A 13,947-nucleotide genomic window follows, 5' to 3' on the forward strand; every position below is an offset into this window, starting at 1 on the left:
GCTCCCGGAGCGTAGCGTGTGACGCTCAATCGACGTTTCGAAGGTGGTCCGAACGCCCGATCTCAGGCGTGCTCTGCCTCATCCGCGGACAGAGGCTCTGGCATAGGCAAGTTTGCACCCTGCGACTTGACCCAGGCGAGCACGTGCACGCGCAAGGCGGAGGACAGGTTGCTGTCTGCCGGTCGGGCATCGTCGATCTCGGCGATGAGGCGGGCGAGGGGAATGGTGCGGGCGACCGCGATGGCTTTCAACTCTTGCCAGAAGACGTCTTCCAGCGAAAAGCTCGTGCGGTGGCCGTGGAGGGTGGTGGAGCGCTTCTTCAGCATGCCTGTGACGACCGCTCGCGAACGGGAGGCGTCCCGCACGTCATTCGCGCCGGGTGCACAGGTTCGGCGCTTTTCAATCCGTATCCCGCCGGTCGGTCTCAGCCGGCGGTTCGCGCCGGCCCTGGTCCAGCCGACGCTCCGACGTTTCGTTCAGCGCCCGCGTCAGCGTTTTCTCGGACTTGGTCCGGCCAAAGTCTATGCGGTTCTGTTCCGCAGACTTTTCGTCCCTGGCGCGGGTCTTCTGCTTGCGGAACTGGCGCAGATTGACGACGTCGCCGGTCATGACGGGTCAGTTCTTCTTGCGGAATGCATCGAGGGAGACAACGGAAGCGCCGGCCTTGCCGTCTTCGGCCTTCGGTGCTTCGGCGTCCGCCTCACCATCGCCATCGACAGACACGTTGGGGCGCTCCACGGTGACGCCGGGATAGGCGGTGATCTCGGCGGATTCGGTCTCCGCATCCTCGTCTTCCGCAACCGCGACGTCGAATTCCAGTTCGAAATTCACAGAGGGGTCATAGAATCCGCGGATCGCGTTGAAGGGGATCACCAGCTTTTCCGGTGTATCGGAGAAGGAGAGGCCGATTTCGAACAGCGATTCCGTGACCTTCAACTCCCAGAACTGATGCTGGACGACGATGGTCATCTGCTCGGCATATTTCGACTTCAGGTGCTGGGAAATGCGCACGCCCGGCGCACCGGTCAGGAAGGTGATGAAGAAGTGATGATCGCCCGGAAGGTGACCGGTCGCTGCAACTTCGCTCAGAACCTTGCGGATGACGCCACGCAGCGCGTCCTGTGCGAGAATGTCGTAGCGGATGTGGTCCTGGCCCATCGGATCTCCGTCGTGTCTTGGCTGTTTCAGTGCGCAGGATCATTTGCCGCGCAAGCGGCGATCGACCCTGCGTCGTCCACCAAACCATTTGCACTATTGATGGACGATTTCAAGGCGCAGCGGCAGCAGCTTCTGAAATGCACGGAGGCAAAGCCTGCCATCACGCGGCATAGATCGTTCATTCAGATATGAGGAGAAGTGGAGGTTTCTGTTGCCAGGTACCTCCGAACCCCGCCTTACGGTGCGAACCGGAAGGACTTGATTTGAAGTGTCACACCGCGATTAAGCAGCGAGACGAGCTTCCGCATAGTTGTTATTTGCAACTACTGTTAAGCCCGATAACGGTGGTACAATGCCGAGCAAAAGTTCGATCTTTACGCCCTTGTCGATCCTATTTCGCCCCCATCAAAAGCCGGCCTTTAGAGCTTTCGCCGTTCGGATGCTCCGTTTCCAGAACATCTTCGGGCCGGTTTTTGGTGGAGGCGCCGGGTACCGCCCCCGGGTCCAATAGGTTTATTACACCGACAGTTTATTGCCATATCCGCCTTGCGACGGCAGGATTGATATAGGCGTTCCCGCAGCCGATGAAAAGGGCAAAGCGCATGGAAAAAGGGCACCTCCGCGGAAAAGCAGGGTGCCCTTTCGTATCTTCGTCAACAAGCGGTCTGCGCTACTGTCTTCAGGCGGCGTCCTGCTCGATTTCGGCGATCTCGATGCGGTCATCCGTCGAGATGGCGTCGATCGTGCGGCCGGGCTGCTCGGGCGAGCCATCCGCATGCTCGATGGTGATATCCACGGCGCCGGGGTCCATGAGGCCGAAGGGCGTGCAGAAGGCGATCTCGGCTGCATCGCGACCGACGCCGATGCGCACGAGGCCATCGAGATTGGCCTGGCGCGTGGCATCGAACAGCCACCAGCGGCCATCGAGATAGGCTTCGAAGACGGCATGGAAATCGGAGGGACGCAGGCCGTAGGCATAGCAGCTGACGAAGCGGGCGGGGATGCCGAGGGCCCGGCAGAAGGCGATGCCGATATGGGAGAAATCGCGGCAGACGCCGGCGCGCAGCAGCAGGCTTTCATCCGCCGTCGTCTGGCCGTTGGAAGAGCCGCGCTGGTAGTCGATATTGTTGTAGATCCAGTTGCAGATCGACGTCACGCGCTCATGCCCCTTGGGCAGATAGCCGAACTCGCGGAGGGCGAAGGCGGCAAGGCGGTCCGAGGAGACGAAGCGCGAGGGCAGGAGGAAGGGCATGATGTCGAGCGGGATTTCCGACAGCGGCGTCTCGTTGATGGTGGCCGGATCGGCGCGGAAGACGTCCAGAGTGACTTCGGCCGCGTAGTTGATTTCCAGCGGACCGGGGGCCACGTCGATCTTGAAATAGCGGTTCTGCTCCTCCGGCACGGTATAGGTCCAGCGCGTGGCCTTGGGGCTGATCGTCAGCGTTTCCACTAGGTCGTGGTGACGCTGCAGCTTGGCGACTTCGACGTTGAAGATGAACACGGTGGGTTCGCGAACTTCATAGGTGAGGGTGCAGCCAAGCTTGTAACGGACGGTCATGAGCGCGCTTTCGTAGAGGGAGGATGCAGGCCGGGTGGACGCTGGGAGGTGGCGTAGCCCGGATGACGGGTATGATGAGGGTGCCGGGGAATGCGCTGGACGATAAAAGGTTCCATCGTCTTTCCGAAATTTGTAAACGTCATGCCGAAATTGATAAATGTCATGAATGTCAGGCCTGTGACCAATTCTGCAGGACGGCACCACGAGCGAGTGGCTGGTAATGTAAACCGGGATGCGCAAATCGCCAAGGTGTCGGCAGTTCGCTTTGGAGAATGGATTTCCGGGTCTATCGCACGGGCACCACAGGTCTTATCCTGATGCGGACTCGAAGTTCGCGGACACGCCGATCATGAAACAATATCTTGACCTCCTTCGCCATGTGATGGACACCGGCTCCGACCGCAGCGACCGGACCGGAACGGGCACGCGCTCGGTGTTCGGCTACCAGATGCGGTTCGACCTTGCGGAGGGCTTTCCGGTTCTCACGACGAAGAAGCTGCATCTGCGCTCGATCATCCACGAGCTTTTGTGGTTCCTCCGCGGCGATACGAACATTGCCTATCTCAAGGAAAACGGCGTCAGCATCTGGGACGATTGGGCGGACGCGGCGGGCGATCTCGGCCCGGTCTACGGCTATCAGTGGCGCTCGTGGCCGGCGCCCGACGGGCGGCATATCGACCAGATCGCGCAACTGGTGGAAGGACTGAAGACCAATCCACATTCCCGCCGGCATATCGTTTCGGCCTGGAATCCCGCTTTGGTCGATGAAATGGCGTTGCCGCCATGCCATTGCCTGTTCCAGTTCTACGTGTCCGATGGCAAGCTTTCCTGCCAGCTTTATCAGCGGTCCGGCGATATCTTCCTCGGCATTCCCTTCAACATCGCGTCCTACGCTCTGCTGACGATGATGGTGGCGCAGGTGACGGGGCTGCAGCCGGGGGATTTCGTGCACACGCTGGGAGACGCACATATCTACAGCAATCATTTCGAGCAGGTGCGGCTACAGATGACCCGGACGCCGAAGGCGCTGCCGGTCATGCGGCTGAACCCTGACGTGAAAGACCTGTTCGCGTTCCGCTATGAAGATTTCGAGCTGGTGGGCTATGAGGCCGAAGCGGCGATCCGGGCGCCGATCGCGGTATGACGGCTGCAAGGATCGTCATCGTGGTGGCGGCCGCGCGGAATGGCGTGATCGGCCGGGACGGGGACATGCCCTGGAGGCTGCCGACCGACCTAAAGCATTTCAAGGCGTTGACGCTCGGGCGGCCGGTGGTGATGGGTCGCAAGACGTGGCAGTCGATCGGCCGCCCGCTGCCGGGCCGCCCGAACATCGTCATCACGCGCGACGAGACCGTTGCGCCTGACGGTGCAGAGCGAGTCGGTTCGCTGGAAGACGGCTTGAAGCTGGCGGGGGAGACGGCGGCTTCTCTTGGCGTGGACGAGGTCTTCGTCATCGGGGGCGGGCAGGTTTATCGCGATGCGATGTCCTTCGCCGACATCATCCATATGACCGTGGTCGAGGCCGATCTCGACGGCGATACGGTGTTTCCGGCGATCGATGCTTTGATGTTCGAGAAGGTTTCCGAGGTTTCACCGCCGCGTGGCGAGAAGGACAGCCATGGCGTCGTGTTCACGACGTGGCAGCGGCGGACCGGCAGCGGTTCGCTCGAACTTTAGCAATAAACGGAACGAAATTGCCTTGTTAACGCCAAAGTTATGACGCGCCGCGTTGAAAGGCCTCGGGGCGGTCCCTATAACGGGTTTACTTCCCAGTCGGTTCCGCCGATTGCCGGAGGTGGGAGTGTAACGAAAGAGGTATGAATGCCCTGGAGCAATCAGAACGGCGGCGGCGGTGGTCCTTGGGGCGGCGGCGGCGGTAACGGCGGCAATGGCGGTGGTGGAAACAAAGGCCCCTGGGGTCAAGGTCCCAACCGCCCGCGTGGCGGCGGCGGTGGCCGTGGCAATGGCGGTCCGCCGGATCTCGAGGAGATATTGCGCCGGGGTCAGGACCAGCTGAAGAACGTCGTTCCCGGCGGCTTCAACGGCGGCGTGGCTGCGATCATCGGCCTACTGATCGTCGGCTTCATCCTCATCAATTCCGTCTACACTGTCCAGCCGGACGAGCGTGGCGTCGAGATGCGCTTCGGTAAGCCGAAGGAAGAAATCTCGATGCCGGGCCTGCATTATCATTTCTGGCCGCTGGAAACCGTCGAGCTGGTCAAGGTCACCGAGCAGCAGCAGAACATCGGCAGCAAGTCGGTCTCGGCCGATCCGTCGTCTGCCGGCCTGATGCTGTCGGGCGACCAGAACATCGTGAACGTCCAGTTCTCTGTGCTGTTCTCGGTCACCGACCCGAAAGCCTATCTCTTCAACGTCGAGGATCCCGCCAACACCCTGCAGCAGGTGTCCGAAAGCGCCATGCGCGAGGTCGTCGGCCGTCGTCCGGCACAGGACATCTTCCGCGACAACCGTCAGGCGATCGCGCAGGACGTAAAGGCCACGATCCAGGCGACCATGGACACCTATGGCGCCGGCATCTCCGTCAACACCGTTGCGATCGAGGATGCGGCTCCGCCGCGCGAAGTTGCCGACGCGTTCGACGAGGTGCAGCGCGCCGAGCAGGACGAAGACCGTTTCGTCGAGGAATCCAACCAGTACGCCAACCAGGTGCTCGGTCGGGCCCGCGGTCAGGCGGCTCAGAACCGCGAAGAAGCGGCGGCCTACAAGGACCGCGTCGTCAAGGAAGCCGAGGGTGAGGCGCAGCGCTTCGTCTCCGTCTACGATGCCTATGCGCAGGCTCCGGACGTGACGCGCAAGCGTCTCTATCTGGAAACCATGCAGGAGGTTCTCGGCAAGTCCAAGAAGGTCATTCTCGACGAGAGGAACGGCCAGGGCGTGCTGCCCTACCTGCCGCTCACCGAAATCGGCCGACCGGCCCCGCAGGTCGGAGGAAGCAACTGATGAATAGCCGTCTTCCCTATTTTCTGATCGCGTTCGCGGTCATCCTGATGGCCGTCTATTCCTCGGTCTTCGTCGTTACCGAACGCCAGCAGGCGGTCGTCGTCCGCTTCGGTCAGATCCAGGACGTGAAGACCGAGCCGGGCCTCTATTTCAAGCTGCCCTTCGCCTTCATGGATGCCGATCGCGTCCAGTATGTCGAGGACCAGGCCCTGCGCTTCGACCTCGACAATATCCGCGTTCAGGTTTCCGGCGGTAAATTCTACGAGGTCGATGCCTTCGTGGTCTACCGTATTCAGGATCCGCGCCGCTTCCGTGAAACGGTGTCCGGTGACCGGTCCTCCGCCGAAGCCCGACTTCGCACGCGTCTCGATTCGTCACTGCGTCGCGTCTACGGTCTTCGCGGCTTCGAGTCGGCTCTTTCCGAAGAGCGGGCTTCGATGATGCGGGAAGTCCGTGCCGACCTGAAGACCGACGCCGAATCGCTCGGCCTCAACATTCAGGACGTTCGTATCCGCCGTACCGACCTGACGCAGGAAGTCTCGCAGCAGACCTTCGACCGCATGAAGGCGGAACGTCTCGCCGAGGCGGAGTTGATCCGCGCCCGGGGTAACGAGCAGAGCCAGCGCCGTCGCGCCATCGCCGATCGTCAGGTCGTCGAACTCGTGGCCGACGCGCAGCGTGATGCGGAAATCCTGCGCGGTGAAGGCGAAGCCGAACGGACGCGCGTGTTTGCGGAAGCCTTTGCGCGCGATCCGAGCTTCTTCGAGTTCTACCGCTCGATGACCGCTTACAGCGCAGCGATCGCAAGCCCGGAGACGACGCTGGTGATTTCGCCGGACTCGGAGTTCTTCCGCTTCTTCAACAGCTCGCAGGGTGCGCCCTTGCCGTCCGCGGCTCCGGCCACTCCTGTTGCACCGGCCGCCCCGGCGACGCCTGCCGCGAACTGAGCCAAAACGAACCATATGATAAAAGAAGGGGCCGGCAGCGATGCCGGCCCCTTCTTTCTTGACGGCATGCGCTAGGGATGGCAGGGCAAGCTTGCAGGGCGGCGCATCTCCCATGTCCGGCCCTCACCGAATGGTTTGACCTGCTGCTTACGCGCAGCAGACGTTACGTCCACAACGCTTGTTGCCCGTCAGGCCTGATGTCGAAGGCCTTTTCTCTGGCGCTGGCGTATCGAGGGGTATGAATGTCTCGCAAACTGCTGATCCGGCTGGTTGAAGCCGAATATTCGATCACCCGGCTGAATGTCGGCTCGCCTCTGCCGGAATGGCTGCCGGGCGCCGGCTTCTGGTCGGTCTCCTCGTCGCGGGAGGAAATGACGCTTGTCTGTCGCGCCGCGCGTGTGCCGACCGGTGTGATCTCGTCGAATGGCTGGCGGTGCCTCCGGATCGAAGAGCACTTCGCCTTCGATATTCCGGGCATTCTGTCGTCCGTGCTGGATCCGCTGTCGACGGCCGGTGTGGGCCTGTTTGCGAACTCGACCTTCAGCACCGACTACATCTTCATTCTCGGCTCCGACCTTGACAAGGCGGTCGCCGCGCTCAGGGGCCACGGCCATGAGGTCATGGTCTGAGCGGGATCACCCCGAGCGCGACAAAGCTTGGTCCGGTCAGGCCTTTTTGAGGAACTCCGTGCGCAGCACGAGGCCCTTGACCTTCTCCGCATTGCATTCGACTTCCGCCGGATCGTCCGTCAGGCGGATGTTCTTGACCAGCATGCCGCGCTTCAGCGTGACGGATGTGCCCTTGACCTTGAGGTCCTTGATCAACGTCACCGAGTCGCCATCGGCGAGTTCGGTTCCGTTGCTGTCCCTGACGACGATGCCCATGGTTGTATCTCCTCTGGCGCGCCCCCGCGCCTGCGTGTGCGTTTCGCCGCTTATGACGCCCGTGCGGTGCCGACGCAAGGGCCTGCGGCACCGGATGGTCTGCGGTGCCTCGTCGCATCCGGGCCATAACGAAAAGATGACTGGACGGGTGGGGCTTGCGCCTTATCTTCGCTTCCATGGGCGTGCAGGACTTCGGACTGTATGCCTCGCCTCTATCTGCTTCCGTACCGTGCGTCTGGCACGCCCGAGGCTTTTCCTTCCGCCGTGCTGCCGGTAAGGTACCGGCGAACCGACGGCATATCTTTCCGAAACGAGGACTTCATGGGATCACACCGCTCCAGCTTCACCCGGACGGCGGCGCTTGCCCTGTCGACGGCTCTCGTTTTCGCAGGCCCTTTCGAGGCAGCGGCTCAGGTCGCCAAGCCGATCGCGCCGCCAGCGGCCACCGGGCCGCTTCCGGTCCCGCCGCAGCCGTCGCCCTCCATCGCCCCGCCGGGACGCGCCGCGCAGGGCCCGGATTCGGTGGCCGATCTTGCTGCCGGGCTTCTGGATGCCGTCGTCAACATTTCCACCTCGCAGAACGTGAAGACGGACGACGACGCGCCGATGCCGAAGGTGCCGCAGGGCTCGCCCTTCCAGGATTTCTTCGACGAATTCTTCAAGGGCCAGAACGGGCAGGGTGCGCCCGGCCGCAAGGTCGAGTCGCTCGGCTCCGGCTTCGTCATCGACCCCACCGGCTACATCGTGACCAACAACCACGTCATCGAGGGTGCAGATGATATCGAGGTCAACTTCGCCAACGGTTCGAAGCTGAAGGCAAAGCTGATCGGAACGGATACCAAGACCGACCTTGCGGTGCTGAAGGTCGAGCCGAAAAAGCCGCTGACGGCGGTGCCGCTGGGCGACAGCCGCACGATGCGGATCGGCGACTGGGTAATGGCGATCGGCAATCCGTTCGGGCTGGGCGGTACGGTCACCGTCGGCATCATTTCAGCCCGCGGGCGCAACATCAATGCCGGCCCCTACGACAACTTCATCCAGACGGATGCCGCCATCAACCGCGGCAATTCAGGCGGTCCTCTCTTCAACATGAAGGGCGAGGTGATCGGCATCAACACGGCGATCATCTCGCCCTCCGGCGGCTCGATCGGTATCGGCTTTTCCGTGCCGACGGAGCTTGCGTCCAACGTCATTACCCAGCTGAAGGATTTCGGCGAGACCCGGCGCGGCTGGCTCGGTGTCCGTATCCAGCCGGTCACCGACGATATCGCCGAAAGCCTCGGCATGGACACGCCGCGCGGCGCACTGGTCGCCGGCATCATCGAGGGCGGCCCGATTTCCAAGGGCGAGATCAAGTCCGGCGACGTCATCACCAAGTTCGACGGTCGTGATGTTGCGGAAATGCGCGATCTGCCACGGGTGGTGGCAGAAAGCCCGGTCGGCAAGGCTGTAGACGTCATCGTCATCCGGGATGGTAAGGAGATGACCGTGCAGGTCACGCTCGGCCGGCTGGAAGACGCCGATGTTGCGAGCGCCGAAGCCTCTACGGATGAGGCGCCGGGCTCTTCGGACGACGCTCCGGCGACCAAGGGCGAGGGCGAGGGCGGTGCGGGCAGCCAGGAAGGTACTGATCAGGCGGAGCCACCGGCCGCCGATTTGCCGAAGTCCGATGAGGTGCTCGGCATGAAGCTGGCCCTGCTGGAGGCGCCGAACCGCCGCAGCTTCGGCATCGGAGACGATGTCGAGGGCGTCGTCATCACCGAGGTTGCCCAAAGCTCGGCCGCAGCCGAGCGGCGGATTACGGCGGGCGATGTCATCGTGGAGATCGGTCAGGAAGCCATGAAGACACCCGAGGACGTGACCGCACGGATCGAGGAACTGAAGGCTGATGGACGCCGCAATGCCTTGCTGATGATCTCCAACAAGACCGGCGAACTGCGCTTCGTCACTGTGCGCATCGAGTAGCCGGGAGATCGCGTCGGAAACGATGGGCCTCCGATGGGAGGCCCACGATCACTCCGGGCGCTTCCGGCGATAGAGCACGTGGCGTTTCAGATGCGGATACGTGTCCGGCACACGCGGATGGTCGAAGTCTCTATCGATAGCGCGGATAAGGCCAATGCGCTCCATCACGGCGATGGAGCGGCGGTTACCGGCGACCGCGAAGGAAACGATCTCGTCAAGGCAGCGCGTCTCGAACCCGAAGGCGAGCAGGGCGCTTGCCGCTTCCGTCACATAGCCTTTCGACCAGTGGCGCCGCGCCAGGCGCCAGCCGATCTCGACGGTGCCGATCGGCAGAATCGGAGCGAGATCCGGAATGGCGAGACCGCAGAAGCCGATAGGCTCATTGGTCTCCTTCAAAGCGAGCGCAAAGAAGCCATAGCCCGTGTCCGCGATGGCCTGACGGTTTCGGTCGAACAGGGCGTCGGCGTCCGCGCGATCCCGGCGGAATGGGAAGAACGTCATGACCTCGGGATCGCTGTTGATCTCGAAGAAGAGATCCCGATCCGTGTCCAACCAGTTGCGGATGCGAAGGCGTTCTGTTTGCGTGATGATCATGCGCGACCGGTGGGGATGACAAAATCCGTTTTGCGGTAGCCCTGGATGTAGAGAAGTGCGGTGAGGTCGCCATGGTCGATGCGGATCTTCGCCTCGGCGGAGACCGTTGGCTTCGCGTGCAGGGCGACGCCCGAGCCGGCGAGTTTGATCATGCCGAGATCGTTGGCGCCGTCGCCCACCGCCATCGCATCTTCCGGCGTGATGCCGAGACGTTCCGTGATCTCGATCAGTGCATCGACCTTGGCCTGACGGCCGAGGATCGGCTCCTCCACGGTCCCGTCGAGAATGCCGTTCTCGACCACCAGCCGATTTGCGCGGTTCTCGTCGAAGCCGATTCGCTCGCCGATGGGGCCCGTGAAGACGGTAAAGCCGCCGGAGACGAGGGCGGTATAGGCGCCCTTCGCTTTCATGGTTGCGACTAGCTCGATCCCGCCGGGCGTCAGCGTGATGTGCTTGGCGATCACGTCGTCCACGACGCTGATCGGCAAGCCCTTCAGCAGGCCGACGCGTTCGATCAGGGCCGGTTCGAAGGCGATCTCGCCGTTCATGGCCCGCGCGGTGATGGTCGCGACCTGCTCCTTCAGGCCGACTTCGGCTGCGAGTTCGTCGATGCATTCCTGCCCGATAATGGTCGAGTCCATGTCGGCGATCAGCAGGCGCTTGCGCCGCATTTCCGCATCCTGCACGATGACGTCGATCGGCTGTCCGGCAACGGCATCGCGCAATTGCCGCTCGGCCTCGGCCGGGTCGGTGCCGTCGCGCAGGGCGATATCGCAGGCAACCCCGTCGGCAAGCCAGTAGAGACCGGACGCCTGAACGGCCGCTGCGGCCTTTTCACCGAGAGCCGCGCTCAGCACCGGATTTGACGGATTGGCGACAAGCGTGGCAACGAGAGCCATGATGAAAAACCTTGAAAGAGGACAGGACACGATCCTGATAACGGGACCGACCGCCAGCGGCAAGTCCGCGCTGGCCGTTCGGCTGGCGCAGGCGCATGGCGGCGTCGTCGTCAATGCCGACAGCATGCAGGTCTACGATACGCTCCGCGTGCTGACGGCGCGGCCTTCGGAGGCGGACATGCACGGCGTGCCGCACAGGCTCTACGGGCATGTGCCGGCCGGCCAAAGCTATTCCACCGGCGAATGGCTGCGAGAGGCGACGGTGCTTCTGGGTGAGCTTCGCGCGGAGGGGCGCGTGCCGATCATCGTCGGCGGCACCGGGCTCTATTTCAAGGCGCTGACGGGCGGACTGTCGGAGATGCCGGATGTGCCGGACGAGATCCGGTCGCGCCTGCGGGCCCGCCTTCAGGCGGAAGGGCCTCATGGATTGCATGCGCGACTCGCTGAGATCGACCCGGATACGGCGGCCGTGCTGAGGCCCGGGGACGGGCAACGCATCGTCCGGGCTCTCGAAATCTTCGAGGCGAGTGGCCGGTCGATCCGCGGTTTTCAAGCCACACGCGGCGCGATGGTGGTCGATCCGGACCGGGCGTTGAAGATGGTCGTGATGCCGGAGCGGGGCGAGCTTCGGCGGCGGATCAACCGACGGTTCGAGACGATGCTGGATCAGGGCGCGATCGAGGAGGTCGCGTGTCTGCTGGCGAAAGACCTGTCACCCGACCTGACGGCCATGAAGGCGATCGGTGTGCCGCAGATCGCGGCGATGCTGCGCGGAGAGATGGACCGGCACAGCGTCATCGAGACAGCGTCGGCTGCGACGCGGCAATATGCCAAGCGGCAGATGACGTGGTTTCGCAACCAGCTGGACGAGAGCTGGGAGCGCGTGGTGCCTTGAGCAAGCCGTTTCATAAGGCATCGGCCTACTTGCGGATCAAGCTGCCGAGCGGCTTCTTGAGCAGGCTTTCGCGAAGGGATGGTGCCCGCGTGGACGCTGACGGGTCGTCCAGCGCCTGAGGCGCCGGCGCTTCGGGTGGGCGACGATCGGTTTCGCCGCCGAGGATTTGCCGGCGATAGGCGTTGAAGCGGTCGGCCTGCGGATTGGATATGGGGTCCGGGTACTGCGGCTCGACGCGCGGCAGCATGTCGGGGCGATAGCTTTCGAGCCTTTCCGAGCTGGCTGGGGTTTCCGCTCGGTTCTGGCTTTCGTGCCGCTCGGGAGCGCGAGGCGAGAGCGGTGGCGGCTCGATGCTGTCGCCGAAGGAGAGGCTGCCGGCTCCCATAGGGCTCGTCGTGTATGGCGTCGTCTCGCCGCCGGAGCTTGCGCGCATCCGCGCGACGATCGTGCGCAGGTCCACATTGGCGGGCGTGTCGTCGTCGGCCTTCATCAGCCCGCCGGCCGCCTTCGGCAGGCGGCTCTCCGGTATGCGTTCGAACCGCATGCGCATCGGCACGGAAACGGCCTCGCCGAAGGCGATCGCCTCGCCGTTTCCGATCGAAGAGAGGAAGCTCATGGTCGAGACGGAGGAATCCGGAATGGCCGAGCGGATGATGTCCTGGTCGCGATCGTTCGACAGGCGCATGGCAAAGACCGTCGAGCACTGCGAGAGGATCGTCGGGTCGAGTTCGCCCGGGCGCTGTGTGATCATGCCGAGCGAGACGCCGTACTTGCGGCCTTCCTTCGCGATACGGGCGATAGCTTGGCGCGTCGGCAGGAAGCCGAGCGACTGGTCGGACGGGACGTAGCGGTGCGCCTCCTCACAGACGACGAGCATGTGGACGCCGCCATTGCTCCACAGGCCGATTTCGAACGCCATGCGGCAGAGCACCGACGCGACCGAATTGACGACCTCCGAGGGGATGCCCGCCAGCTGGAACGTGGTGATGGGGCGACCGTCGCCCGGAATGCGGAAGATCTTGGCGATCGTCTCGAGGATGGTGTCGTTGATCGTGTTGGACGAGAACATGAAGGTATAGCGCGGGTCGTTGACCGCCGCCATGATGCGGACCTTCAGCGAGCGGAGTGCCGGCTTTTCTGTGCGACCTTCCAGACGGCCGATGCGCTCGTCGATCAGCGCCATCAGGTCGGCGATGCGATAGGGGACCGGCGTATCCGCCGTCAGGGAGCTTTTCTCCGTCTGGCGCCGCATCAGGCCGCCGTCGCCCTTGAAGCCCTTCTTGGCGTCGGGAATGAGATCGCGGAGGATGTCGAGTTCCTCGGCAATGGCGGGGCGTCCCCGGAAGACGACTTCCGCGAATTCCTCAAGCCGCATCAGCCAGAAGGGCAGATCCAGCGTATCGGTATCGATGACGACGGCATGGTCGGGGAAGGCGGCTGCGAACTCGTTGTGCGGATCGAGGATCAGGATGCGCAGCTTGGGATCGGCCTCGATCGCCTTGCGCAGGAGCAGCGTCACGGCTGTGGATTTGCCGACGCCCGTGGTGCCGACAACGGCGAAATGCTTCGACAGCATGGACGGAATGTGGATCGCCGCATCCAGGCTTTCGTCCTGCGTCAGCTTGCCGATGGAAAAGCTGCCGCCGCGGCCGGTGTCGTAGATGCGCGCGAGGTCGGCGGTGCGGATGCGGTGTGCTATGGCGCCGAGATAGGGATACTGGCTGATGCCGGCGGAAAAGGCCTCTCGCCCGTCGATATCGACACGGACCTCGCCCACGAGTTCCACGTCGATCCGAAAGATATTGTCTTGCTGCTCCGCCCAGTTGTCGTCGCTCGTGCGCATGGAGGAGACGAGGGCGACGACGCGATTGACGCCGACGGTGATGGAGACCAGCCGCCCGACGGACCAGAGTTCCGTCAGGGACGTCTCGCCGTTTTCCGCAAGGGCTGCAATGGTTGCGCGGGAGCCATTGCAGGCGATGACGCGACCGAGGAAGCGATTGCCCCGTGCGACCGTGTCGCGCCTGTCCGCCTCCGCTGTGCGGCCCTCGGCCTGAAGTTCGTTGCTCACTACGTCGTAACCCCG

The 13,947-nt window shown here is 63.2% G+C and carries 15 protein-coding genes and 1 other RNA gene; 7 read left to right on the plus strand and 9 right to left on the minus strand.

Features of this window, described 5'->3' with window-relative positions; translation table 11 throughout:
* Positions 1-62: 62 nt before the first annotated feature.
* The 5 genes from G8E10_RS12640 to G8E10_RS12660 form a co-directional block, all read right to left on the minus strand.
* On the minus strand, positions 63-326 hold the full coding sequence (locus G8E10_RS12640) for a ribbon-helix-helix domain-containing protein (protein ID WP_167129322.1): 264 nt from the start codon (positions 324-326) through the stop codon (positions 63-65).
* A gap of 73 nt (positions 327-399) precedes the next feature.
* Positions 400-609 carry a DUF4169 family protein gene (locus tag G8E10_RS12645; RefSeq protein WP_167129324.1) on the minus strand — a complete coding sequence of 70 codons (210 nt, stop codon included), beginning with the start codon at positions 607-609 and terminating at the stop codon, positions 400-402.
* A gap of 6 nt (positions 610-615) precedes the next feature.
* Positions 616-1,158 carry an SspB family protein gene (locus G8E10_RS12650; RefSeq protein WP_167129328.1) on the minus strand — a complete coding sequence of 181 codons (543 nt, stop codon included), beginning with the start codon at positions 1,156-1,158 and terminating at the stop codon, positions 616-618.
* 197 nt (positions 1,159-1,355) lie between these two features.
* Positions 1,356-1,753, minus strand: a transfer-messenger RNA (tmRNA) gene (gene ssrA / locus G8E10_RS12655).
* Positions 1,754-1,837: 84 nt separating this feature from the next.
* Positions 1,838-2,716, minus strand: a complete 879-nt coding sequence (locus G8E10_RS12660) for a transglutaminase-like domain-containing protein (protein WP_110799177.1) — start codon at positions 2,714-2,716, stop codon at positions 1,838-1,840.
* A gap of 349 nt (positions 2,717-3,065) precedes the next feature.
* Between G8E10_RS12660 and G8E10_RS12665 the strand changes: the two genes are divergently transcribed.
* The 5 genes from G8E10_RS12665 (at position 3,066) to G8E10_RS12685 (ending at position 7,253) form a co-directional block, all read left to right on the plus strand.
* Complete coding sequence (locus G8E10_RS12665; protein ID WP_167129332.1) at positions 3,066-3,860, plus strand: thymidylate synthase; 795 nt, start codon at positions 3,066-3,068, stop codon at positions 3,858-3,860.
* Positions 3,857-4,393: a dihydrofolate reductase gene (locus G8E10_RS12670; protein WP_167129335.1), complete on the plus strand. Its 537-nt coding sequence runs from the start codon at positions 3,857-3,859 to the stop codon at positions 4,391-4,393. Before G8E10_RS12665 ends, G8E10_RS12670 begins: the two co-directional genes overlap by 4 nt.
* Positions 4,394-4,537: 144 nt before the next feature.
* A complete protein-coding gene (gene hflK, locus G8E10_RS12675) occupies positions 4,538-5,677 on the plus strand; it encodes an FtsH protease activity modulator HflK (protein WP_132662997.1) in 1,140 nt (379 codons plus the stop codon).
* Positions 5,677-6,624: a protease modulator HflC gene (hflC, locus tag G8E10_RS12680; protein ID WP_165910553.1), complete on the plus strand. Its 948-nt coding sequence runs from the start codon at positions 5,677-5,679 to the stop codon at positions 6,622-6,624. Before hflK ends, hflC begins: the two co-directional genes overlap by 1 nt.
* Before the next feature lie 242 nt (positions 6,625-6,866).
* Positions 6,867-7,253, plus strand: coding sequence for an ACT domain-containing protein (locus G8E10_RS12685; RefSeq protein ID WP_167129338.1), 387 nt, complete (start codon positions 6,867-6,869; stop codon positions 7,251-7,253).
* Positions 7,254-7,289: 36 nt separating this feature from the next.
* Here G8E10_RS12685 and G8E10_RS12690 read toward each other — a convergent pair whose 3' ends face one another.
* Positions 7,290-7,508, minus strand: a complete 219-nt coding sequence (locus G8E10_RS12690) for an alkylphosphonate utilization protein (protein WP_167129340.1) — start codon at positions 7,506-7,508, stop codon at positions 7,290-7,292.
* A 321-nt stretch (positions 7,509-7,829) separates the two neighbouring features.
* On the opposite strand from G8E10_RS12690, the gene G8E10_RS12695 reads away from it, so the two are divergent.
* Positions 7,830-9,473 carry a DegQ family serine endoprotease gene (locus G8E10_RS12695; RefSeq protein WP_281517545.1) on the plus strand — a complete coding sequence of 548 codons (1,644 nt, stop codon included), beginning with the start codon at positions 7,830-7,832 and terminating at the stop codon, positions 9,471-9,473.
* Positions 9,474-9,521: 48 nt separating this feature from the next.
* Here G8E10_RS12695 and G8E10_RS12700 read toward each other — a convergent pair whose 3' ends face one another.
* Both G8E10_RS12700 and serB read right to left on the minus strand, forming a co-directional pair.
* Positions 9,522-10,067 carry a GNAT family N-acetyltransferase gene (locus G8E10_RS12700; RefSeq protein ID WP_167129342.1) on the minus strand — a complete coding sequence of 182 codons (546 nt, stop codon included), beginning with the start codon at positions 10,065-10,067 and terminating at the stop codon, positions 9,522-9,524.
* Positions 10,064-10,966 carry a phosphoserine phosphatase SerB gene (gene serB, locus G8E10_RS12705; protein WP_167129345.1) on the minus strand — a complete coding sequence of 301 codons (903 nt, stop codon included), beginning with the start codon at positions 10,964-10,966 and terminating at the stop codon, positions 10,064-10,066. The genes G8E10_RS12700 and serB overlap by 4 nt, the downstream gene beginning before the upstream one ends.
* Here serB and miaA point away from each other — a divergent pair.
* A complete protein-coding gene (miaA, locus tag G8E10_RS12710) occupies positions 10,965-11,861 on the plus strand; it encodes a tRNA (adenosine(37)-N6)-dimethylallyltransferase MiaA (RefSeq protein WP_167129349.1) in 897 nt (298 codons plus the stop codon). The genes serB and miaA overlap by 2 nt on opposite strands.
* A 25-nt stretch (positions 11,862-11,886) precedes the next feature.
* Here the strand turns inward: miaA and G8E10_RS12715 are convergent, their stop codons facing one another.
* Entirely contained in the window at positions 11,887-13,932 is a 2,046-nt protein-coding gene (locus tag G8E10_RS12715; RefSeq protein WP_343289736.1) for an ATP-binding protein, read from the minus strand.
* Positions 13,933-13,947 lie beyond the last annotated feature (15 nt).

The sequence above is a fragment of the Ferranicluibacter rubi genome, assembly GCF_011603255.1.
Classification (GTDB): Bacteria; Pseudomonadota; Alphaproteobacteria; order Rhizobiales; family Rhizobiaceae; genus Ferranicluibacter; species Ferranicluibacter rubi.